General features: G+C 68.5%; 20 protein-coding genes, 3 pseudogenes and 1 riboswitch. Of the genes and pseudogenes, 12 read left to right on the top strand and 11 right to left on the bottom strand.

What is annotated here, in order from left to right; genetic code table 11:
* Positions 1-41: 41 nt before the first annotated feature.
* The 5 genes and pseudogenes from clpB to QF050_RS06125 form a co-directional block, all read right to left on the bottom strand.
* Positions 42-2,689: pseudogene (gene clpB / locus QF050_RS06145) on the bottom strand (ATP-dependent chaperone ClpB).
* Positions 2,690-2,810: 121 nt separating this feature from the next.
* On the bottom strand, positions 2,811-3,884 hold the full coding sequence (locus tag QF050_RS06140; RefSeq protein WP_308929635.1) for an ABC transporter ATP-binding protein: 1,074 nt from the start codon (positions 3,882-3,884) through the stop codon (positions 2,811-2,813).
* Positions 3,881-4,723 carry an ABC transporter permease gene (locus QF050_RS06135; protein WP_308929634.1) on the bottom strand — a complete coding sequence of 281 codons (843 nt, stop codon included), beginning with the start codon at positions 4,721-4,723 and terminating at the stop codon, positions 3,881-3,883. Before QF050_RS06135 ends, QF050_RS06140 begins: the two co-directional genes overlap by 4 nt.
* Positions 4,724-4,764: 41 nt before the next feature.
* Positions 4,765-5,601 (bottom strand): molybdate ABC transporter substrate-binding protein, encoded by an 837-nt coding sequence (gene modA / locus QF050_RS06130; RefSeq protein ID WP_308929633.1) that lies wholly within the window; start codon positions 5,599-5,601, stop codon positions 4,765-4,767.
* On the bottom strand, positions 5,598-6,008 hold the full coding sequence (locus QF050_RS06125) for a TOBE domain-containing protein (RefSeq protein ID WP_308929632.1): 411 nt from the start codon (positions 6,006-6,008) through the stop codon (positions 5,598-5,600). The genes modA and QF050_RS06125 overlap by 4 nt, the downstream gene beginning before the upstream one ends.
* Before the next feature lie 118 nt (positions 6,009-6,126).
* Here QF050_RS06125 and QF050_RS06120 point away from each other — a divergent pair, with 118 nt between their 5' ends.
* Positions 6,127-6,996, top strand: coding sequence for a DUF4031 domain-containing protein (locus tag QF050_RS06120; RefSeq protein WP_308929631.1), 870 nt, complete (start codon positions 6,127-6,129; stop codon positions 6,994-6,996).
* The gene (locus QF050_RS06115) at positions 6,993-7,814 is read left to right on the top strand and encodes a 2-phosphosulfolactate phosphatase (protein ID WP_308929630.1); all 822 of its coding nucleotides are present in this window, start codon (positions 6,993-6,995) and stop codon (positions 7,812-7,814) included. Before QF050_RS06120 ends, QF050_RS06115 begins: the two co-directional genes overlap by 4 nt.
* A 3-nt stretch (positions 7,815-7,817) precedes the next feature.
* Here the strand turns inward: QF050_RS06115 and QF050_RS06110 are convergent, their stop codons facing one another.
* A complete protein-coding gene (locus tag QF050_RS06110; RefSeq protein ID WP_308929629.1) occupies positions 7,818-8,219 on the bottom strand; it encodes a YccF domain-containing protein in 402 nt (133 codons plus the stop codon).
* Positions 8,220-8,290: 71 nt separating this feature from the next.
* Positions 8,291-8,902: a phosphoribosylanthranilate isomerase gene (locus QF050_RS06105; protein ID WP_308929628.1), complete on the bottom strand. Its 612-nt coding sequence runs from the start codon at positions 8,900-8,902 to the stop codon at positions 8,291-8,293.
* Between the two features lie 116 nt (positions 8,903-9,018).
* Between QF050_RS06105 and QF050_RS06100 the strand changes: the two genes are divergently transcribed.
* The 7 genes from QF050_RS06100 to QF050_RS06070 all read left to right on the top strand — a co-directional run bounded on the left by QF050_RS06100 (position 9,019) and on the right by QF050_RS06070 (position 13,298).
* Positions 9,019-9,603, top strand: coding sequence for a HutD family protein (locus tag QF050_RS06100; protein WP_308929627.1), 585 nt, complete (start codon positions 9,019-9,021; stop codon positions 9,601-9,603).
* Positions 9,604-9,668: 65 nt separating this feature from the next.
* Positions 9,669-9,734, top strand: a riboswitch (guanidine-III (ykkC-III) riboswitch).
* A gap of 10 nt (positions 9,735-9,744) precedes the next feature.
* Entirely contained in the window at positions 9,745-10,068 is a 324-nt protein-coding gene (locus tag QF050_RS06095) for an SMR family transporter (RefSeq protein WP_308929626.1), read from the top strand.
* 2 nt (positions 10,069-10,070) lie between these two features.
* A complete protein-coding gene (locus tag QF050_RS06090) occupies positions 10,071-10,448 on the top strand; it encodes a multidrug efflux SMR transporter (protein WP_308929625.1) in 378 nt (125 codons plus the stop codon).
* 126 nt (positions 10,449-10,574) lie between these two features.
* Complete coding sequence (locus QF050_RS06085; RefSeq protein ID WP_308929624.1) at positions 10,575-11,201, top strand: nucleoside/nucleotide kinase family protein; 627 nt, start codon at positions 10,575-10,577, stop codon at positions 11,199-11,201.
* Between the two features lie 41 nt (positions 11,202-11,242).
* Entirely contained in the window at positions 11,243-12,271 is a 1,029-nt protein-coding gene (locus tag QF050_RS06080) for an aldo/keto reductase (RefSeq protein WP_308929623.1), read from the top strand.
* A 53-nt stretch (positions 12,272-12,324) separates the two neighbouring features.
* On the top strand, positions 12,325-12,627 hold the full coding sequence (locus QF050_RS06075) for an antibiotic biosynthesis monooxygenase family protein (RefSeq protein ID WP_308929622.1): 303 nt from the start codon (positions 12,325-12,327) through the stop codon (positions 12,625-12,627).
* 20 nt (positions 12,628-12,647) lie between these two features.
* On the top strand, positions 12,648-13,298 hold the full coding sequence (locus tag QF050_RS06070; protein WP_308929621.1) for an MBL fold metallo-hydrolase: 651 nt from the start codon (positions 12,648-12,650) through the stop codon (positions 13,296-13,298).
* Between the two features lie 112 nt (positions 13,299-13,410).
* Here the strand turns inward: QF050_RS06070 and QF050_RS06065 are convergent.
* A pseudogene (locus QF050_RS06065) lies at positions 13,411-15,307 on the bottom strand (DEAD/DEAH box helicase).
* 317 nt (positions 15,308-15,624) lie between these two features.
* Here QF050_RS06065 and QF050_RS06060 point away from each other — a divergent pair.
* On the top strand, positions 15,625-16,383 hold the full coding sequence (locus QF050_RS06060) for a class I SAM-dependent methyltransferase (protein ID WP_308929620.1): 759 nt from the start codon (positions 15,625-15,627) through the stop codon (positions 16,381-16,383).
* Here the strand turns inward: QF050_RS06060 and QF050_RS06055 are convergent.
* On the bottom strand, positions 16,380-17,786 hold the full coding sequence (locus QF050_RS06055; RefSeq protein WP_308929619.1) for an MFS transporter: 1,407 nt from the start codon (positions 17,784-17,786) through the stop codon (positions 16,380-16,382). The genes QF050_RS06060 and QF050_RS06055 overlap by 4 nt on opposite strands.
* Positions 17,786-19,142: pseudogene (locus tag QF050_RS06050) on the bottom strand (MFS transporter). Before QF050_RS06050 ends, QF050_RS06055 begins: the two are co-directional and overlap by 1 nt.
* A 318-nt stretch (positions 19,143-19,460) precedes the next feature.
* Between QF050_RS06050 and QF050_RS06045 the strand changes: the two are divergent.
* On the top strand, positions 19,461-19,733 hold the full coding sequence (locus QF050_RS06045; protein WP_308929618.1) for a hypothetical protein: 273 nt from the start codon (positions 19,461-19,463) through the stop codon (positions 19,731-19,733).
* 42 nt (positions 19,734-19,775) lie between these two features.
* On the top strand, positions 19,776-20,699 hold the full coding sequence (trmB, locus tag QF050_RS06040) for a tRNA (guanosine(46)-N7)-methyltransferase TrmB (RefSeq protein ID WP_308929617.1): 924 nt from the start codon (positions 19,776-19,778) through the stop codon (positions 20,697-20,699).
* A gap of 51 nt (positions 20,700-20,750) precedes the next feature.
* On the opposite strand, the gene QF050_RS06035 is transcribed toward trmB, so the two are convergent.
* Positions 20,751-21,197 carry a hypothetical protein gene (locus QF050_RS06035; protein ID WP_308929616.1) on the bottom strand — a complete coding sequence of 149 codons (447 nt, stop codon included), beginning with the start codon at positions 21,195-21,197 and terminating at the stop codon, positions 20,751-20,753.
* Positions 21,198-21,200 lie beyond the last annotated feature (3 nt).

The following is a 21,200-nucleotide window of genomic DNA, read 5'->3' as shown; positions in this document are numbered from 1 at the left end:
GCGATCCGCCCGGGCAGCACGCCGGCGCGTGAGCCTGCCGGCTAGTCTTTCCGCCGAACGGACAAGCCCGAACTGGGAGCGCAGCGCCCGTCAGCGTGTCCACGTTGCCGTCGGCGAGTTCGCCGAGATCCGCCGCGGTATCAACCAGGACCGTGTCACCGTCGCTGATGTCCCCGGCCAGGATGGCCTTGGCCAGCCGGTCGCCGATCTCACGCTGCACCAGGCGGCGCAGCGGACGGGCACCGTACGCGGGATCGTAACCGGACAGGGCCAGCCACGCTTTCGCGCCGTCGGTGACCTCAAGGGTGAGCCGGCGCTCGTGGAGCCGGCGGCCCAGCTCCGCCACATGCAGCTCCACGATGTGCGCCAGCTCCTCCACCGTGAGGGCGTCGAACAGCACCACTTCGTCGAGCCGGTTGAGGAACTCGGGCTTGAAGGACGCGTTGACGGTGGCCATGACGGCGTTGCGCTTGGCGGCGGCATCCAGGGTCTGGTCCACCAGGAACTGGCTGCCGAGGTTGGATGTCAGCACCAGGATGACGTTGCGGAAGTCCACGGTGCGGCCCTGGCCGTCGGTGAGCCGGCCGTCGTCGAGCACCTGGAGGAGGATGTCGAAGACTTCGGGGTGCGCCTTCTCCACCTCGTCCAGCAGCACCACAGAGTAGGGGCGGCGGCGGACGGCCTCGGTCAGCTGGCCGCCTTCCTCGTAGCCGACGTATCCGGGAGGGGCCCCGACCAGCCGGGCCACGGAGTGCTTCTCGCCGTACTCGGACATGTCGATGCGCACCATGGCGCGTTCGTCGTCGAACAGGAAATCCGCCAGGGCCTTGGCAAGCTCGGTCTTGCCCACCCCCGTCGGGCCAAGGAACAGGAAGGAACCGGTGGGGCGGTTGGGGTCGCTGATCCCGGCACGGGCGCGGCGGACGGCGTCGGACACCGCGGTGACGGCCTTGGACTGGCCAATGAGCCGCCTGCCCAGTTCCTCCTCCATGTGCAGCAGCTTCTGGCTCTCGCCCTGCAGCATGCGGCCGGCCGGAATTCCGGTCCACGCGGAGATGACCTCGGCGATGTCGTCCGCGGTCACCTGTTCGGCCACCATCTGCGCGGACTTGTCCGTGACGGCGGCTTCAGCCTCGGCAGCGGCGTTCAGTTCGCGTTCGAGTGCCGGAATCTCGCCGTACAACACGCGTGACGCCGTTTCCAGGTCGCCTTCGCGGGCTGCTTTCTCGTAGGCGCTGCGGAGTTCGTCCAGCTTTGCCTTGAGGTCGCCCACCCGGTTGAGCCCGGCCTTCTCGGCCTCCCAGCGGGCCTTGAGGCCATTGAGTTCCTCTTCTTTGTCGGCTTTGTCGGCCCGGAGTGCGTCCAGGCGCTCCACAGAGGCGGCGTCCTTTTCGTCCTGCAGCGCCAGTTCTTCCATGGTGAGCCGGTCCACCAGCCGCTGGAGCTGGTCGATTTCCTCCGGCGCGGAGTCGATCTCCATGCGGAGCCGGGACGCGGCCTCATCCACCAGGTCGATGGCTTTGTCCGGCAGCTGGCGCCCCGAGATGTAGCGGTTGGACAGCGTGGCGGCAGCTACCAGCGCGGAGTCCGCGATGGCCACCTTATGGTGCGCCTCGTAGCGCTCCTTCAGGCCGCGAAGGATCCCGATGGTGTCCTCAACGCTGGGCTCACCCACATAGACCTGCTGGAAGCGGCGTTCCAGGGCTGCATCCTTTTCGATGTTTTCGCGGTACTCGTCCAGCGTGGTGGCACCGATCAGGCGCAGTTCGCCGCGGGCCAGCATGGGCTTGAGCATGTTGCCAGCGTCCATGGAGGAATCGCCGGTAGCGCCGGCACCCACCACGGTGTGGATCTCGTCGATGAAGGTAACGATCTGCCCTTCGGAGTTCTTGATCTCCTCCAGCACGGCCTTGAGCCGCTCCTCGAACTCGCCGCGGTACTTGGCTCCGGCCACCATGGATGCGAGGTCCAGGGCGATCAGGGTCTTGCCGCGGAGGCTTTCCGGCACGTCTCCGGCCACGATGCGCTGGGCCAGCCCTTCGACGACGGCCGTCTTGCCGACGCCGGGCTCGCCAATGATTACGGGGTTGTTCTTGGTGCGGCGGCTCAGGACCTGGACGATGCGGCGGATTTCGGTATCGCGGCCAATGACGGGGTCCAGTTTGCCGGCGCGGGCCATGGCGGTGAGGTCAGTGCCGAACTTTTCGAGCGACTGGAAGGTGTTTTCCGGGTCAGGGCTGGTGACTTTCCGGTCGCCCCGGACACCCGGCAGGGCGGCGAGCAGCGCCTCATGGGAGGCCCCGGCGTCGCGCAGCAACCGGCCGGTGGCATCGCTGGCGGAGGAGAGGCCCAGCAGCAGGACTTCGGTGGACACGAACGTGTCACCCAGCCGCTCCGCTTCTTCCTTGGCGTTCTGGATGGCCTGCAGGGCGGGGCGGCTGAGCTGGGCCTGCTGGCTGGATCCGCCCGACGTGGCGGGCAGGGCCTTGATGGCGCTGCTGGCCTGGACGCTGACGGCGTCGGGGTCGGCACCGGTGGCGCGGAGCAGCGCGACGGCCACGCCTTCCCGCTGGTCCATCAGCGCCTTGAGGAGGTGGGCCGGTTCAACCTGCGGGTTGCCGGCGGTCGAGGCATTCATTGCCGCAGCGGAAAGAGCCTCCTGGCTCTTGGTGGTGAATTTGACGTCCAAAGAGGGCTCCTTTCGGGGGGCTTGATAACCAAGTTGAGTGTACTACGCTCAACTTGGCAGGACGAGGTTCACTAGCCATGTTTGCCCACGGCGAAACCGCTGTCCAGAGCAGGAAGTCCTGCTAGGTCCCGTACACGGAAACGGCGGCCGCTTTGACCACGAAATGAACGGTCATCCCCGGCACCAGGCCAAGGTCCGCCGATGCCGCCGGCGTGATGTCGGCGGCCAGGCGGCCGGCCCGGACACGGATCTGGTCGCCGTGCGGCTCGAGGTCCGTGATGGTTACCGGGAACGAATTGCGCGGGCTGCCGTGCGCGTCGGTGAGAAACACGGAAACGGCCGACGGCGGGAACACGGCCACCCCGGGGCTTCCTGGCCCGGATTGAGCCTGCTGCCCGGAAAGCACTTGCTCATCGGCGTGGCCGGCGATCCGCAGGCCATCTTCGGTACGCACCGCCGCCCCGTCCAGGGTTCCGGGGACGAAGTTCAGCCCGGCCAGGCCGGCGGCAAAGGAACTGCGTGGACGTTCCAGCACTTCCCGGGTTGGGCCTTCCTCGGCAATCCTGCCGTTCTCCAGGATGACCACCCTGTCCGCGAGGATCAGCGCGTCAAGGACATCGTGGGTGACGATAATGGCCTGCCGACCCGCGAGGACGCGCTTGAACAGGCGGCGCAGCAGCGGGGCGGAGTGGATGTCGAGGGCGGCGAGGGGCTCGTCAAGCAGGAGCAGCGCGGGATCCGCGGCGAGTGCACGTGCCACGGCAACCCGCTGGGCCTGGCCGCCGGAGAGTTCGGCGGGACGGCGCCCGGCCAGGCCTTCCGCTTCGACGTCAGCCAGCCAGCGCAGGGCCTGCTCCTTGGCGTCCCGCTTGGGGACGCCGGCGCTGCGGGGCCCGAAGGAGACATTGTCCACCGCGCTCAGGTGCGGAAAGAGCAGGGGCTCCTGGGCAAGGAGCGCGGTCCCGCGCTGGTGCGGCGGCACCCAGGTGCGGTTGCCGCCGTCGAGGTCGAACAGGGTCTTTCCGTTGAGTTTTGCCACGCCGGTGTCCGGCCGCAACAGGCCCGCGACGCTGGACAGCAGGGTGGACTTCCCGGCGCCGTTGGGGCCCATCACGGCTACAGTTTCGCCGGGCCCGACCGTGAGGGACACGTCGAATCCCCGCCCGGCCACGGCTGCCTGGAAGGACAACGTCACTTGCCGTCCCCTCCTGCCGGAGTGGGCGTCGTCGTCCGTTGTCCTGTTCTGCTGCCAGCCGCGGGCCGGCTGTAGGCGAGCGCCACCACCGCTACGGCCACGGCCACCAGCACCAGCGACAGGGCGACGGCGGCGTCCGGGTCGGTTTCCCGCTGCAGGTAGATTTCCAGCGGCAGGGTCCGGGTGACCCCCTGCAGGCTGCCCGCGAACGTCAGCGTGGCCCCGAACTCGCCCAGGCTGCGGGCGAAGGAAAGAACGGCACCGGACGCCAGTCCGGGCAGGACCAGCGGGAGCGTGACCCGCCGGAAGACGGTGCCCGGGCGTGCGCCCAGGGTTGCGGCCACGGCCTCGTAGCGGGAGCCCGAGGTGCGCAGGGCCCCTTCCAGGCTGACCACCAGGAAGGGCAGCGCCACGAACGTCTGCGCCAGGACCACCGCAGTGGTGGAGAAGGCAATCTGCAGGCCAAGCAGATCGAGGGTCTGCCCCAGCAGGCCCTGGCGGCCGAAGGTGTAGAGCAGGGCGATGCCGCCCACCACGGGGGGAAGAACCAGCGGCAGGAGCACCAGCGAACGCAGCAGCCCCTGCAGCCGGAACCTATCCCGGGCGAGGACCAGCGCCAAGGGGACCCCCAGCACAATGCACAGCACGGTGCTCGCCGCGGAGGTCCGCAGGCTCAGCCCCAGCGCCGTCAGCGACGACTCCGAGGCCACGAGGGGAATGAACTGCGACCAATCCACCCGCAGCACCATGGCAAGCAACGGGAGCACCACCACGACGGCGGCAACAACCGCCAGTGCGCGCACCAAGCCGGGAACACCGGAATACCCCTGCTGACCCACCTGCTACCTCTCGTGCTTCCCTGGCTCAGCGGTTCCCGGCATTACTGCCCACCGGGTCCGAATCCTGCCGTGGCGAGGATCTTTTGCCCTTCGGCGCCGGTCACCAGGCCGATGAAGGCCTGTGCTGTGGCCTTGTTCCGGCCACTGGCCACGCCCGCGATGGGGTAGGTATTGACCGCGCCCTGCGACTCCGGAAATTCAATGCCGTCCACCTTGGCGCCGGCTGCCTTGACGTCCGTGCCGTACACCAGGCCGGCGTCGGCCTCCCCCGATGTGACCTTGCCCAGCACATCAGTGACAGCGTTTTCCTCGCTGACGGGCGCCAGCGCAATCCCGGCCGCGCCTGCCACCTTCGCCGCAGCTGCCCCACAGGGAACCTGCCTGGCGCAGACCACCAGCTTGACGCCCGGCCGCGCCAGGTCCTTCAGCGCCGAAATACCGGCCGGATTGCCCGGCGGAACGGCAATGGCCAGGGTATTGGTGGCGAAGTTCCGCGGCGTGCCGTCAGCGAGGGCGGCGTCCTGGAGTTTCTTCATGTTGGCCGTATCCGCCGAGGCAAAAACGTCCGCAGGCGCGCCCTGGTTGATCTGGCTGGCAAGGTCCGAGGAACCCGCGAAGCTCAACGTGACCGTGGTTCCCGGGTTTTCCGTTTCGAAGATGCGTGCCAGTTCAGTGAAGGTGGCCTTGAGGGAAGCTGCCGCGAAGACCGTGATGGTGCCTGCCGGCTTGGCACTGGAGCCTGCGTCAGCGCCGGAACTTGTCCCCGCAGCCGGGCCGCCTGCCGCGGCGCAGCCGGACAGGACGGCCAGCAGCACAGCCAGTGGCAGGACTGCTGCTCGAAGGGTGGACGCCGGCAAGCGGACGGGTTGCCGGCTCATGCGGTGGCCCTGCCTTTCGGGGATTCGATGATGACTGTCGTTGCCTTGACCACCGCAGTGGCGACGGCACCCGGCTCCAACCCCAGGTCGCGTACCGCCTCGCTGCTCATGAGGGATACCACCCGGAAGGGCCCGCACTGCAGTTCCACCTGGGCCATCACTTTGTCGGCGATGACGTTGGTGACGAGGCCGACGAACCGGTTGCGGGCCGAGCTGCCGCCGCGTTGCGGATCATCCGGGAGCTGGGCCAGCTTCCGTGCGTGCGTGGCAAGTTCCAGCCCGTCGACGGCGAGCCGGCCGGCGTCGTCCCGGAATGGCGTGAGTGTTCCGTGGTCCGTCCAGCGGCGGACGGTATCGTCGCTCACGCCCAGGAAACGGGCGGCTTCGGAAACGCGAATAAGGGCCATGCGGCAATACTAATCCGCAAATGCCACTCCCAGAGTGTCATCACTACGCAAATGAGGATTTGTTTCTGGCCCGCCATACCAACAGGTTCCCGGCCACCGACAGCACTAGACTCCTTCCATGGCCATCTACATCGACCCGCCATTGTGGCCTGCACACGGAACGCACTTCTCGCACCTGGTGTCCGATACTTCCCTTGATGAGCTGCACGCCTTCGCTGCTGCCGCGGGAATCCCCGAGCGGGCGTTCGACGGCGACCACTACGACGTGCCGGAGCGCCGGTTCGACGAGCTGGTGGCGGCCGGGGCGGTTTCGGTGGAAGCCCGGCTCCTGGTCCGCAAGCTGATCGCCAGCGGACTGCGGATACCCGCACGCCGGCGGAACAAGTCGTTAAAAGTTCCGCTGCTGCACCGCTGGGAAGCCATCATGCCCGGCCACGACGCCCTCTTCCTGGACCTGCTGGACCGCTGGAGCGAACCCCACCGCCAGTACCACGGCTGCACCCACCTGCTCTCCGTCCTGGAAGCACTGGACCTGCTCACCGAACCGGCTGAGGCTCCGCGGACCGTGCTGCTGGCGGCCTGGTTCCACGACGCCGTGTACCGGGGCACGGCAGGCCAGGATGAAGAAGAATCCGCCCGGCTGGCCGAGGACCGGCTCACCGCGGCAGGCTTGCCGGAGGCAGACGTGGCAGAGGTGGCCCGGCTGGTCCTGCTGACATCTGACCACCAGCCTGAACCGGGTGACGACGACGGCGCCCTCCTCTGCGACGCGGACCTGTCCATCCTCGGCGGGGAACCGGAGGAGTACGCCCGTTATGTTGCGGCCGTCCGGAAAGACTACGCGCACATCGGCGACGCCGACTTCGCTGCCGGCCGGGCCGCCGTCGTACGCCAACTGCTGGAACTGGACCCGCTCTTCCACCACCAACGCGCCAGGGAACTGTGGCGGGACGCTGCGCACCGCAACCTGAAAGGCGAACTGGCATGAACGCTCCCCGTTCCACGCCGCGGCACACGCACTCCGCAAACGCCGCACACCGGCAGCTCCCTTTCGAGGTGCGGTTCGACTGGGGACTGAACGGTGCCAGGACCGTGGCCCCCGGAGCGGATATCGCGGTGGTGGTGGACGTCCTGTCCTTCGGCACCTGCGTCAGCGTGGCACTGGACCGGAACGCGGAAGTCTTCCCCTTCCCGTGGCGGGACACCGGGGCCGAAGACTTCGCCGCCCACCACCATGCCCAGCTGGCGGGCCCCCGCAACGGCGGCGGGCTGAGCCTCTCCCCCGCGAGCCTGCGCAGCGCCGAATCGCTGGAACGGATCGTCCTGCCCTCCCCCAACGGCTCTGAACTGTGCCATCGGCTGGCAGGCGACGTTCCGTTGGTGGCCGCGGTGTGCCTCCGGAATGCCGCGGCCACGGCGGACTGGGTTGCCGCCAACCTTCCCGGGGACGCCGTGGTGGCGGTGGTTGCGGCCGGTGAGCGCTGGCAGGACGGCACCCTCCGGGCCGCCGTGGAAGACCAGATCGGGGCCGGGGCTTTCATTGCGGGACTGGCGGCCGCCGGGAAGGGCGGGTATGAAGCCGGCGACGGCAGGCACGGCTACGCGCCGGAGGCCGAGGCGGCCATGGCCGTGTTCGAAGCCGCCGAGCCGCGCCTGCGCGAGGTGCTGTTGCGGTGTTCCAGCGGCCGCGAGTTGACGGGTGCCGGCTACGCGGAGGACGTGGACGTCGCGGCCGAACTGGACGACAGCGGGTCCGTGGCCATCCTGCGGGACGGGGCCTTCCGACCGCTGCAGCCCTCGCGCTGACCCTTAGCGGTAGTTGCTGGCAAAGGGCCTGCTGGTGGGCACGATCTGCTTGCCCAGCGGCATCAGGGACACCGGGATCAGCTTGAGGTTGGCGATGGCCAGCGGGATGCCGACAATGGTCACCGCCATGGCGAACGCCGTCAGCACGTGGCCAATGGCAATCCAGATGCCGGCCACGAGCAACCAGATCACGTTGCCCAGCAGCGAGAAGACACCGTTGCCGCCGGGCCGGTCAACCACCATCCGGCCAAAGGGCCACAGCGTGTAGGCCGCGATCCGGAAGGAGGCGATGCCCCAGGGAATGGTGACGATCAGCAGGCAGCAGACCACGCCCGCAAGAAAATAGCCAAGGGCAAGCCAGAAGCCGCCGAAAACAAGCCAGATGATGTTCAGAAGTGTCTTCATGAACCCATTCTGCCCCCGCACTTCCAGTAAGAAGGTAGGGGACTCCCCTGATCTTGCCCTGAGCCCGGCGCCTACACCGCTGCGGTTGCCTTGGCGGCCTGCACGAAGGCGCGGATCTTTGCCAGGTCCTTCACGCCGCGGGAGGCTTCGACACCCGAGGAGACGTCCACGCCCCAGGCCCGGGCATCGGCGGACGCCCGGCCCACGTTAGCCGCGTCCAGCCCACCGGCAAGCAGCCACTCCCGTCCCTGCAGCACCGGCAACGCCGCCACCGAGGCGTAGTCCCAGGACTCGCCGGAGCCCGGCACCGCCGCATCAATCAGGAGCAGGTCCTCGCCCCAGTCTTCGAACTCATCCTCGCCGGCACCCATGGTGATGGCCCGGACCAGCTTCATGCCGGCGTCGTGCACCGTTGCCACGTCCGCCCGCGACCGTTGCCCGTGCAGCTGGATCCACTCAAGGCCGGCCGCCCGGGCGATTGCGACGGCGTCGACCACGGGTTCGTCGCGGAACACTCCAATCGGACGCACACCGGCGGGAACCTCCGCTAACAGGGAGGCGGCCTGGGAGGGGGAGACCACCCGGGGGCTGGCCGTGAGGACGAACCCTACGGCGTCGGCCCCCGCGTCCACCGCCTCGCGGATCGATTCGGGCGTACTGAGACCACACACTTTGACGAACATTCCCGGCTCCTTCAGGCTGTTTTCGTGTTGACCCCCCGCAGGAGATTAGCAGGGACGGGGCGCAACCTGCGACGCCGGACCACGCCGGGCCCGGGGCAGGGAACTAGGCTGGGCTGATGCAGATCATCCGCTTCGCAGAGCTCAAGGCCGAACCGTGGCGCAACGGCGGCGGGGTGACCAGGGAAATCGCCCGCCAGGACGCGGCCGGGGGCGGCTGGGATTGGCGGGTGAGCATCGCGGACGTTACCAAGGCAGGTGACTTTTCGGAGTTCCCCGGCATGGAACGGGTCCTGACGGTCATTGACGGTGAACTGCTGCTTCTCACCGTGGACGGCGCAGAGCAACCCGTGGAGAAGTACCGGCCTTTCAGGTTCGACGGCGGCGCGGCCACAACGGGGTCATTGCCCACCGGAGACATCCGGGACCTGAACGTCATCACCCGCGCCGCGGCGTACAAGGGATACACCTCCATCCTCGAGCTGTCCAAGAAGCGCGCCCACCCGGTCTTCGAAGGCCAGCTGGCGGTGCTGCTGCAGGGCCAGGCGATGGTCAGTGAAGGCGGCAGCGACCAGGCGGACAGTGAGCCGTTGGAACTGGGCCGCTACGACGCCGTGGCAGGCTCGGACGCCAACAGCCCCGGGATCCTGGGCCGCGGCTTCCTGGCAGTGGTATCAATCAACCCGGTGGAGCCCGCCACGTAGCAGCCGTGTGGTGAGGTTCGGCACCATCGGTGGCCGCCCGTCGTCGGGCGTTGCTAGGCTGGAATCCAAGGCTCCGCACCTGAGCCTCCGGACGACGGTTCAGTACCCGGCACGCGACAAGACTGGCCAAAGGATCTGGTCATGTCGTGGATAATCCTTCTTCTTTCCGGCGCGCTGGAGGCCGTCTGGGCAGCCGCCCTGCACCGGTCCGCCCAGGTTTCCGGCCGCCGCCGCCTCGCTCCCGCTGCCTTGTTCCTGGTGGCCGTCGCGGCGAGCACCGGCGGCCTGGCCATCGCGATGCAGTCCGTCCCCACCGGAACGGCCTACGCCGTATGGGTGGGGGTGGGCGTTGTCCTGACCTCCGCCTACGCCATGGCCACCAAGGTTGAACGTCCGACGGCGGGCCGGCTGATGCTGCTGTCCGGCATCGCCGCGTGCGTGGTTGGCCTGAAGGTGGTGGCGTAACGGTGAAACGTTCAGTTCCCTGGCTGGTGCTCCTTGCCTCCGCGGTCCTGGAAGCGGTCTGGGCCACCGCTCTGGGCCTGTCCGATGGCTTCAGCAAGCCGCTCCCCACTCTTATTTTCGCCGTCACGGCAGCCCTGAGCATGCTGGGCCTGGGCATGGCCATCCGGAGCATTCCGCTGGGCACCGCGTACGCGATCTGGGTGGGCATCGGTGCTTCGTTGACGGTCGGCTGGGCGATGGCAACCGGCGTGGAACCCTTCAGCGTCCTGAAGCTGTTGTTGATTGCCGGCATCGTGGGCTGCGCCGCCGGCCTGAAGGCACTGCCCGCCGGGAAGGACCATGCGGCCGCAGGCAAGCCGGCCGGCGCTTTCCGCCGCTGACTTTCTCCACCTTTGAGGGACGCCGACGGCGAGTCCCGGCAACCCGCCGTCGTACGCCGTCCTGTTGGGCCGAAAAGTGGGGAGATTCGGCGGCCGGTCCACGGCCGATAGCCGTAGGCTTTTGCCATGGACTCCCCCGAGATCACCCAGGCCGTCGAGGCGCTCCGGTACAGGCTGTCCCCCAGGACGCGCACCATCCTGGGCATCGCCGGCGCGCCGGGATCCGGAAAGTCCACCTTCGCCGCGTGGCTGCAGGAGCAGTTCAGCCCGGGTACGGCCGTGGTTGTCCCGATGGACGGCTTCCACCTGGGCAACGCGATCATCGAGGGGACGCCGCTGCGGGAGCGCAAAGGCGCCATTGATACGTTCGACGGCGGCGGCTACCTTTCGCTGCTGCGCCGCCTGGCGCGCCGGGACGAAGCAGTGGTGTACGCACCGGAATTCCGCCGCACCCTGGACGAGCCGGTGGCCGCCTCGATCGCGGTGCCCGCGGATGTCCCGCTGGTCATCACGGAGGGCAATTACTTGCTGGCCGAGCAGGAACCATGGAAGGAAGTGCGGGCGCAGCTGGACGAGCTGTGGTTCCTCGAAACTCCGCCCGCCCTCCGCCTGCAGCGGCTGGTGGACCGGCACGTGTCATTCGGCATGGACCGTGCAGCCGCCACGGCCTGGGCCACCGGTCCCGATGAAGCAAATGCGCGCCTGATCCAGGCCGGACGGCCGGCGGCAGACCGGATCATCCCCTGGCTGTAAACGAACCTCTCTCCACACTGCAGGACCGAACAGGAGCACTCATGGCACACACCCGCACTGACCACGGCAACACCAGGCCCGCCGCCAGTGTCCAGCTCGGCGACGGCCTGGCTGTCAGCCCCCTTGGATTTGGCGGCATGGCCCTCACCCCGGTTTACGGCGACGTTGATCCCGCCGAGGCCCTCCGGACGCTGCACCATGCCGTCGATGTCGGCGTCAGCTTCATCGACACCGCGGACATTTACGGCGGCGGCAGCAACGAGGAGCTGATTTCCCAGCTGCTCAAGGAGCGGCGGGACGAGATCCAGCTGGCCACCAAGTTTGCGCTGGTGGGCACCCCCGCGGACGGCTACACGGACATCCGGGGCGATGCTGAATACGTGCGCCAGGCTGTGGACCGCAGCCTGCAGCGGCTGGGCACCGACGTGATCGATCTGTACTACATGCACCGCCGCGATGTCCGGGTCCCCATCGAGGAAACCGTGGGCGCCATGGCGGAGCTGGTGAAGCAGGGAAAGGTCAAGCACCTGGGGCTGTCCGAGGCGACGGCCCAGGAACTCCGTGACGCCGCAGCGGTGCACCCGATCTCCGCGGTCCAGAGTGAGTGGTCCATCTGGAGCCGGGATGTGGAGCGCAACGTGGTTCCCGCCGCAGCAGAGCTTGGTGTTGGCTTCGTCCCCTACTCCCCGCTGGGCCGCGGCTTCCTCACCGGCACCGTGGACACCTCAAGCCTGGGCGAGAAGGACTTCAGACGGAACATTCCCCGCTTTGCCCCCGACGCTGCGAGCGCCAACCAGGCGGTGGTGGACGCCGTCCGCGCCGTGGCTGACCAGTTGGCCGCCACACCGGCGCAGGTGGCCCTGGCCTGGCTGTTCGCCCAGGGCAAACGGCTCGGCTTGCCTGTGGTTCCCATCCCGGGCACCCGGAAAGCTGCACGGATCGACGAAAACCTCGGCGCCCTTGCCCTGGACCTCACCCCGGCGCACCTGGAGGTTCTCGGCGCGGCCTCGGACGCCGTCGTCGGATCCCGCTCGGCAAACCCCGCCTGGGTGTCCGAAGGCCGCGAATAAGGGATGCTGTTTCCAACCAAACCGTGCATTTGACAGCAATTTTAAGGAGCTCCATGCCTGCCATCGTCCACTTCGAAGTCCGGTTCGATCCCGCCCACCGGGAGGACGCCGCCAAGTACCTGTCCGAGACGCTTGCTGCCACCCGTGCCTGGCCGGGCAACCAGGGCATCGAAGCGCTGGTGGACGACGCGGATCCCTGCCACATCCTGGTGGTGGAAACCTGGGCTACCACGCAGGACCATGACGACTACGCCTCGTGGCGGAAAACGCCGGAGGGCAAAAGCGCGCTGCACGAGGTACTGGCCGCGCCGCCGTCCAAGCAGGTCTACTCGACCACCCTGCCGCTCGACCTGTAGCCGTGCCTGGACTGAAGCCCATGGACTCACTTCTCTACGACCTGCCGGCCCTCACCATCCGCGGCATCTCAGTCAGCGACATGGACAACAATGTGTACCTGCTGACAGCCAAAGCCAGCGGCGCGCAGCTGCTGATTGACGCCGCGGATGACCTGCCGGCCATCCGGCAGTTGCTGGCGGACGGAGCCGGGGACACCGCTGCCGGGCCGCGGCTGGCGCTGATCGCCACCACGCACCAGCATTGGGACCACGTTCGGGCGCTGAAGGAGCTGGTTGACGCCACCGGAGCCCGGACAGCGGCGGGAGCGGACGACGCCGATGCGTTGCCGGTTCCCGTGGACGTGCGGCTCAGCCATGGTGACCTCGGGAATTTCGACGGCTTCGACGTGACCGCGGTGCACCTGCGCGGCCACACGCCCGGTTCGATCGCGTTCGTGTACCAGGACCCGGAAGGGCCGGCGCACATCTTCTCCGGTGACTCGCTGTTCCCGGGCGGGGTGGGCAACACACAGAAGGATCCGGAACGGTTCGCCCAGCTCCTCTCCGATGTCACGGAACGGTTGTTCGACGCCTACCCGGACACCGCCGTCGTCCATCCCGGCCACGGCAAGCCCACCACGCTGGGTGCCGAACGGCCGCACCTCGAAGAGTGGCGCGCCCGCGGCTGGTAGCCGTTAAACGCATCGAGTGCTCCGTACCTGTCGTTATGACGCGTCTAAACGACAGGTACGGAGCACTCGATGTAGGGGCTTGGGCCCACACCGGCAGGGAAGCCGGTGGGGATTAGCGGCCGCGGCGCTCGTTCGACGCCGGTGCCGAGGCGCGGCGGGGGCCGCTGCGGGCGGGACGGCCGGAGCCGCCGTTGCCACCGCTGCCGGCACCGTAGGAGCCGCCGGAGGTCCCGCCGGTGTTGGAGGACCAGACTGCCTTGTTGCCGCCGGTACCTGACGAACGCTGGCCGGACGCACCTGCTGCTGCACGCTGGCCGGTTGCCGGGCGTCCGCTGCGCTGGCCACCGCCGGACGCCGGGCGTCCGCCTGAGGCCGGGCGGCCGGAGCCACCGCGAGGGGCGTCGCTGCGGGTGATCCGGGCATCGCCCCGGCCTTCTGCTGCGCGGCCGTCTGAACCGCGGCCGGCCGATGAGCGGCCACCTGCTGCGGGGACGTCGTTGCGGTGGGTTGAGGCGGTGCCGCGGCCACGGGCGTTGCGGCGGGCCGCCGCTGCCGCAACAGCGCGGTCCTCATTCTGCTCGGCGTTGCGGTCAAAGGCAGCGCGGGCTTCAGTGCGGCCTTCGAAGGCTGCTGCGCGGCGCTCTGCACGGGGGGCATCGCTGCGGGCTGGCTCGGCCGAAACCTTGCCGCGTCCGCCACGTCCGCCGCGGCCACCGGCGCTCGGCGCAGCCTGGCGGCGTGCACGCTTGCGCTCGGCGTTGGCACCGGTGGAGGTGCCGGCGCCCTGCTTGGGTCCCTTGGCCGCCAGCAGTGCGGCGCGGGTGCGGGGGTCGACCTTCTCGGCGATGTCGCCGACGAGCTCGGCCACGATCGGCGAGCTGGCCGTGACGCGTTCGAAGTTGACGTCCACGCCGGCTGCCTTCATGAGCTTCTTCACGTCGGACTGCTGCTCCGGCAGGGTCAGCGTGACCACGGTGCCGTCGGAACCGGCACGCGCGGTGCGGCCGGAACGGTGCAGGTACGCCTTGTGCTCGGTGGGCGGATCCACGTGGATAACCAGTTCGACGTCGTCAACGTGCACACCGCGGGCGGCGACGTCGGTGGCCACCAGGACGCGGACATCGCCGTTGGAGAACTCGGCGAGGTTCCGGTCACGGGCCTTCTGCGAGAGGTTGCCGTGCAGGTCCACGGCAGGGATACCGGCGTCGGTGAGGGTCTTGGCCAGCTTGCGGGCGTGGTGCTTGGTCCGCATGAAGAGGACGCGGCGGCCGGCGCCGGAGGCGAGCTCTCACGATCAGCTGCTTCTTGACGGTCTGGTCGTTGACCACCAGCACGTGGTGCTCCATGGTGGTCACCGCAGCCTGGGGGTCGTCCACGGAGTGCGTCAGCGGGTTGGACAGGTAGCGCTGGACGATCTTGTCCACGCCGTTGTCCAAGGTGGCGGAGAAGAGCAGGCGCTGGCCCTGGCTGGGGGTCATGTCCATGAGCTTCTTCACCACGGGCAGGAAGCCGAGGTCGGCCATGTGGTCGGCCTCGTCCAGGACGGTGATCTCCACGCCCTCGAGGGTGAGGATGCGCTGGCGGATCAGGTCCTCCAGGCGGCCGGGGCAGGCGATGACGATGTCGACGCCGGCACGCAGCGCCTTCTCCTGCCGGGCCTGGGAGATGCCGCCGTAGATCACGGTGGTGTTCAGGCCGGCGGCCTTGGCCAGCGGCTCGATGGTGGCGTTGATCTGGGTTGCCAGTTCACGGGTGGGTGCCAGGACCAGGCCCATGGGGCGGCCGGGCTTGCGGAAGTGCTTGGCTTCCCGCTCAGCGAGTCTTGCTACAAGCGGGATAGCGAAAGCAATGGTTTTACCGGACCCTGTCCGGCCGCGGCCAAGGACGTCACGGCCGGACAGGGTATCCGGGAGGGTCTTCACCTGGATGGGGAACGGTTCAACGATTCCCTGCGCAGTGAGTGTGTCTGCAAGGGCCTTGGGAGTACCGAGGGCAGCAAAAGTAGTCATGTAGTTTTTTACGGTCTTTCTGGCGGTATCCGGGCGGATATCGGCCCCCGATGCCGGTTGGACCAGGGGTTTCGCCGAAGAAAAGTCAGGTGATCAACCGGGCGCTGTAAATAGGGACAGCCGGCCGGGACCAAATGGAACGCGTTCATCGACGCAGGATGTGCCTCTCACATGAAGAAAGCCCACTCCCTGGAAAGGATCTCCAGATTAGGAGCAGGCGGCATCACTGCACATCAAGTTCCTCCAGTCTAGCATCCCGCCGGCCGGTACCCGTCCGCGGCGTTGCCATCGGCGGCATGGCGGGGCAGTGTTGGAGCATGAGCGAACACCCGGGGCAGGGCCAGGACACGCACCAGCATGAAGCGCACCAGCACCACGCGGACGACGCCGGCGGGGCGCCGGAAGCGGCGGGCGGCGGCGTCGACCCCGGGACGGTTTGGGACGAACGCTACCGGACCAAAGCCCGGCTCTGGAGCGGGAAGCCGAACCCGCAGCTGGTCCGTGAGGCCGGCGGCCTGCGCCCCGGCAAGGCACTGGAACTGGGGTGCGGCGAAGGTGCCGACGCCATCTGGCTCGCCCGGCAAGGCTGGTCCGTGACCGCCGTCGACGTTTCCGCCGTGGCGCTGGAGCGGGCCCACTCCCACGAACTGGCCGAGCTGGCACGCGAAAGCGTGAACGCATCCAACGGGGACATCCGCAGCCGGATCACCTGGCAGCAGGCGGACCTGACGCAGTGGCAGCCCGAGGGTTCCTACGACCTCGTGACCTCGCAGTTCCTGCATTCCCAGGAGCTCGACTGGCGGGTCCCGCTGCGCGCCGCCGCCTCAGCCGTCAAGCCCGGCGGGACCCTGCTGGTGGTGGGCCACCACCCGGACCGGTTGCCGCCTTGGGGCAACGACCACCACCAGCACCTGGACATGTTCTACACCGGAAACCAGCTGGTCCGTGAACTTGCGCTCGACGGCCCCGGATGGCAGCTGGAGGTCCTCACCAACCGGGAGCGCCCGGTCACCGGGCCTGACGGGCAGGAGGCGACCATTGCCGACGTCGTCCTGCGCGCCACCCGTCTGGCTTAGCTGGCCTGGCCTTTCCCGCCGGTGACCCGCGGTGCCACCAGCACCGCGGCCACCCCGAGGGCCGCGGTAAAGGCGAAGACGCCCGCAAAGGACTGGACCGTCGTCGTAAATGCTGCGAAGACAATCCCGGTGGCGGCCAGCGAAAGAGCCCCGCCGAGGGAGTCCGCGATGGACATGGCAGAGCTGTTGAAGCCCTCGTTTTCCTTGCTGGAAAGTGCCAGCGTCATCACGCTCAACCGGGGGTAGAGCAGGCCCATTCCGCCGCCGGCCAGCACCCACCCGGCGATGGCGACGGCGGCCGGCCAGTGCAGCCCCGCGGTGGCCAGCGCCAGGAGGATGGCAACGAGCACCATCAGCGAGCCCACCCGCACAGCTCTCCGGTGCGGCAGCCGTGGGCCCATCCGGCCCTGGACCGCTGCGGCACCGGCCCAGGCCAATGCGCCGCCGGTGAGGGTAACGCCCGCCAAGGTGGGCGGGAAGCCGTACTGGTCGATCAGCAGGTATGGAAGGTAGACCTCGGCCCCGAAGAAGGACGCCGAGGCGAGGCCGCGGGCCAGGATCACGCTGGGCAGGCCGCGCCGTGCCCGAAGGGTCCCGGCGGGCACCAGCGGGCGGACCGCTGCCAGGGCAAGGACGACGGCGGCAACGGCCAGGAGTGCCTTGGCCGGCGGGAAGGCGGGGATGCTGACGTCGGCGGAGAGGTTGAGCCCCAGTACGGCCAGCGCGGCCAGCGCCGCCCACCCGAGCCGGCCCGGAGCCCACGGCGGGACCCTCTCTTCCGGCCCGTCGTTTGACCCGGGTGCGTCCAGTCCGCGCAGGACCGGCACGATCATGGCGAGCGCCGGAATCACCAACCCCACGACGCCCAGGAACACCCAGTGCCAGCTGAAGACCTGAGCCACCACACCGGCCGCGAAGGGCCCCACCAGTGAGGGCACCACCCAGGCGGCCGAAAACGCGGCGAAGATCCTGGGATGCAGCGTGCCCGGGTAGAACCTCGCCACCAGGACATAGAGGGCCACGGTGAGGGCGCCCCCGCCAAATCCCTGGACCAGGCGGCCGGTGACCAGCATGGGCATGGAAACCGAGGTGCCGGCGACCAGCAGGCCGGCCACGAACAACGCTACGGAGGCATACAGCGGCAGGGCAGGCCCGCGCCGGTCTGACCAGTTGCCGGCCCCCACCATGCCGATGACACCGGTGGCCAGCGGCCCCGCGAAGGCCAGCGCGTAGAGGCTCCCGCCGTTCAGTTCCCGGCTGACCAGCGGCATGATGGTGGTCACGGCAAGGGATTCGAACGCGGCCAGGAACACCAGGGCGCAGGTACCCACCGTCACCCAGAAATACGGGGGCCGGAAGATCCCGGTGGCGTGGTGGACAGCTGGAAGTGTGGGGTCCTGCATTACGGTTCCTCGCCCACGTACCGGTTCCGGCCGGAGCGGTAGCCGAAGACGGCGGCGAGCAGGCCGACCACCGTGAACAGGATGGCGGCGGGAATAAAAGACCCTGTGGCCTGGTGCAGTTGCCCCACCATGAGCGTTCCGGTCGAGCCAACCCCGTAGCCAACGCCCTGCATCATGCCTGAAAGGTGCGCGGCGGTGTGCCCATCGCGGGTGCGGAGCATGATCAGGGTCAGCGCGCAGGCAGTGAGGCTTCCCTGCCCCAGGCCCAGCAGCCCTGCCCATACCCAGATCAGGTCCAGCGCGGCCGAGGATGCTCAGCACGAAGCCGCCGCCGGTCATCAGCGCGACCACCGTATTGATGGCCCGCTGGTCGCGGAACTTCGCGGCCAGGGCAGGGGCAAACAGGGAACCCAGCATCTGCAGCACGATGCATACCGCAACGATCAGCCCTGCCGTTGCACCGTCAACGCCCCTTTCGCGGAGGATGGGCGAGAGCCAGGCGAAACCGCTGAAGGACATCATGGCCTGCAACACCATGAAGATGGTCACCTGCCATGCCACCGGCGACCGCCATACGTTGACCCCGTCCCTGACCGTTTGGTGCCGGACCGTTCCCTGCCGCACGGCAACGGGCAGGAACAGGAGGAGCACGACGGCGGCGGGCACCGCCCAGACCCACAGCGCCCTGGTCCACTCCCCCGTCGCCGTGTAGACCGGGTACGTAAACCCGGCCCCGAGGGCGGCGGACGCGCAGATGGCGGTGGTGTACAGGCCGCCCATGAGGCCCAGGCGGTGCGGGAAGTCCCGCTTCACCAGGCCGGGCAGAAGGACGTTGCACAGGGCGATCGCCGCGCCGCAGGCGGCCGTGCCGGCCAGCAGGGCAGGCAGGTGGCCGGCACCGCCCAAGGTTGCCCCGGCGTCCACAGGCCGCAGCAGCAATCCCGCGGTCAGCAACGCCATGGCCCCCAGCAGTACCCGTTCGGCACCGAACCGGCGGGCAAGAACCGGGGCAAGCGGGGCAAAGACACCCAGCAAGGTCACGGGAACCGTGGTCAGCACCACCACGGACCAGCCAGGCAGGCCGGCCTGGGCGGTCACCTCCGGCAGGACAGCGGACAGGCTGGAAAAGACGCTGCGCAGGTTCAAGCCGATCAGCACCAGGCACACACCCAGGTAGGCCAGGGCGCGCCGGCCGCCCACGCGGGTGGGTCCGGGCGCGGGGAGCTCGTCAATCTCGGCGTCCACCAGGGTGCTCAGGTCCACCAGGCTGCTGCCCGTCCTGGACCGCCCCTGGGCATCTTCGGAGACAGCCCTTCGCCGTTGCTTCCTTACCCCGGCATTCGTTGCGTCCGTCATCCGCCCATTCTTGCAGGACGGCGCTCCCGCGGGAGTTATCCACATACGGGGTGAAGCGTCTTCCGGCACCGCTGCTGCCTTCGTAGTTTGGGAGCACCCGCGGCCGCCCGGCTGGCCGTACAGACCAATGGGAGAACGATGAAAGATTCCTCACCTCGGGAACCGTGGCCTACGCCCCAGGAGGGTGCGCTGCCGGCAGGGGACAGCCCGCCGGATGGACAGGGCGGCACTCCCCCGCAGGGCCCCATCCAACACCGTCCCAGGCCCTGCCACAAAGGGGCAAACAGCCTGGTCCTGGCGCTCATCGCCCCTGCGAGCATGTTCCTTACCGGACCGGCCGCCATGTTTGCCATGTTGCTGACTTACCCGGATGAAGGCCCTTCGCCGAGGCCTTGGGTGATGCCTCTGGTGTTCTTCAGCCTCCCCTTGCTGTTTGCCTCGCTGGCGCTTCGACTGGCACTTCCTGTGCTGAAGAGCGCGCCGCAGCCCTCAAAAGACAGGTCCAGCGCCGCAGTCGCCCTGTGCATTGCCGGCTTGATGTTCGCCCTGGCCTTGGGTCCGGCGCTCGATGCCATCGGGCTGTTCGGATGATGTGCTGACCGGCGTTCTCCGTGCGGCGCTATTCTGGAAGGGATGAGCGAATCCCCTGAAAACCCCCAGCAGCCGCATGTCCCCAGGCCCGTCACGCCCGGAACCCAAGCCTCCTTCGGTACCTACGGCGGGCGCCCGGTCAGCTTCGTGCGCCGCGGCACCCGGTTGCAGGGCCGGCGGCAGGCCGCCTGGGCCGAGCATGCGGAGCGGTGGGCTGTGGACGTTCCCCGGCACGTGGCCAACACCTCGGTCCACCCCGACTACACCTTCGACGCGGCAGCCGAATTCGGCCGCGAAGCCCCGCTGGTCGTCGAGATCGGGTCCGGCCTGGGCGACGCCATCTGCCACGCGGCAGAACAGAACCCGGACACGAACTTCCTTGCCGTGGAGGTCTACACGCCCGGGCTCGCCAACACCATCATCAAGATCAACAGCCGGGGCCTGACCAACGTCCGCGTGGTCGAGGCGAACGCCCCGGAAGTACTGGCCACCATGCTTCCCGCCGGCTCCGTCAGCGAACTGTGGGTCTTCTTCCCGGATCCGTGGCACAAGTCACGGCACCACAAGCGCCGCCTCATCCAGCCCGAGTTCGCCGGCCTCGCGGCAAAGGCATTGAAACCGGGCGGCCTGTTCCGGATCGCCACCGACTGGTCCAACTACGCCATCCACGTGAGGGACGTCATGGCGGGCTCAGCGGACTTCGAAAACCTGCACACCGGCGAGCGCCGCGGACCCGAAAGCCCGCTGACCCAGGTGTGGCAGTCCGGCGTCGAATCGCTGGTAGGCGGTGCACCGGTCCGGGAGGGACGGGCGCCCGTGAGCACCGGGCACACCGGTCCCAACGAAGGCGTGGACGAAACCGGCGGCTGGGCGCCCCGGTTCGAAGGCAGGATCCGGACCAGCTTCGAGGCGAAGGCCCACGAAGCCGGCCGGCTGATCTTCGACCTCTGCTACCGCCGACGCTGACGTGCTGGCCTGCTGAACTGCAGGCGTGACCGACCGGTGCGGCGTTGGGCGCTATCCGACGTTGATGGCGGCCACGATCTCCTTGAGCATGTCCAGCCTGGGCTCGGCCTCGGGGTTCAGGTACGGCCAGATCACCACGACGCCGATGAACCGTCCGCTTTCCCACACGCCAACCGTGGCTGCCACCTTTGCCGACCCGCCGGCGTCGTCATAACCCACCACCACGGCGTACGCGGACTTGCCGGGCAGGTTCAGCTCGCCTTCGGCCAGCAGGGTGCCGCCGCGCTCCTCGCGGTAGAAATCTGACATCAGGTGTGCCCAGCCGTTGGCCTGCGGCGCATCCTGCACGGAAGTGTCGTCCTTGATCACGGTGACCAGGACGCCGCCCAGCAGACCGTACTGCTCGCTGTTGGGGCCCGCCGACGAGTCGTCCAGGACCTGGGTGTGCTCGGGGAAGTCTGCGGTGAAGCCCAGCGGGGATTCGATGTGCACTGACATGGT

The sequence above is a fragment of the Arthrobacter sp. SLBN-112 genome (assembly GCF_030944625.1).
Lineage (GTDB): Bacteria > Actinomycetota > Actinomycetes > Actinomycetales > Micrococcaceae > Arthrobacter.
This window is presented reverse-complemented; position numbering and strand designations above follow the sequence as displayed.

Bases quoted from the DNA above. Each gene is read 5' to 3' on its own strand.
- QF050_RS06080 (WP_308929623.1), top strand. From the start codon at position 11,243: ATGGCACACACCCGCACTGACCACGGCAACACCAGGCCCGCCGCCAGT.
- QF050_RS06115 (WP_308929630.1), top strand. From the start codon at position 6,993: ATGAACGCTCCCCGTTCCACGCCGCGGCACACGCACTCCGCAAACGCC.
- QF050_RS06085 (WP_308929624.1), top strand. From the start codon at position 10,575: ATGGACTCCCCCGAGATCACCCAGGCCGTCGAGGCGCTCCGGTACAGG.
- QF050_RS06055 (WP_308929619.1), bottom strand. From the start codon at position 17,786: ATGCAGGACCCCACACTTCCAGCTGTCCACCACGCCACCGGGATCTTC.
- modA (WP_308929633.1), bottom strand. From the start codon at position 5,601: ATGAGCCGGCAACCCGTCCGCTTGCCGGCGTCCACCCTTCGAGCAGCA.
- QF050_RS06035 (WP_308929616.1), bottom strand. From the start codon at position 21,197: ATGTCAGTGCACATCGAATCCCCGCTGGGCTTCACCGCAGACTTCCCC.
- QF050_RS06045 (WP_308929618.1), top strand. From the start codon at position 19,461: ATGTTCCTTACCGGACCGGCCGCCATGTTTGCCATGTTGCTGACTTAC.
- QF050_RS06095 (WP_308929626.1), top strand. From the start codon at position 9,745: ATGTCGTGGATAATCCTTCTTCTTTCCGGCGCGCTGGAGGCCGTCTGG.
- QF050_RS06110 (WP_308929629.1), bottom strand. From the start codon at position 8,219: ATGAAGACACTTCTGAACATCATCTGGCTTGTTTTCGGCGGCTTCTGG.
- QF050_RS06105 (WP_308929628.1), bottom strand. From the start codon at position 8,902: ATGTTCGTCAAAGTGTGTGGTCTCAGTACGCCCGAATCGATCCGCGAG.
- trmB (WP_308929617.1), top strand. From the start codon at position 19,776: ATGAGCGAATCCCCTGAAAACCCCCAGCAGCCGCATGTCCCCAGGCCC.
- QF050_RS06070 (WP_308929621.1), top strand. From the start codon at position 12,648: ATGGACTCACTTCTCTACGACCTGCCGGCCCTCACCATCCGCGGCATC.
- QF050_RS06120 (WP_308929631.1), top strand. From the start codon at position 6,127: ATGGCCATCTACATCGACCCGCCATTGTGGCCTGCACACGGAACGCAC.
- QF050_RS06075 (WP_308929622.1), top strand. From the start codon at position 12,325: ATGCCTGCCATCGTCCACTTCGAAGTCCGGTTCGATCCCGCCCACCGG.
- QF050_RS06100 (WP_308929627.1), top strand. From the start codon at position 9,019: ATGCAGATCATCCGCTTCGCAGAGCTCAAGGCCGAACCGTGGCGCAAC.
- QF050_RS06060 (WP_308929620.1), top strand. From the start codon at position 15,625: ATGAGCGAACACCCGGGGCAGGGCCAGGACACGCACCAGCATGAAGCG.
- QF050_RS06125 (WP_308929632.1), bottom strand. From the start codon at position 6,008: ATGGCCCTTATTCGCGTTTCCGAAGCCGCCCGTTTCCTGGGCGTGAGC.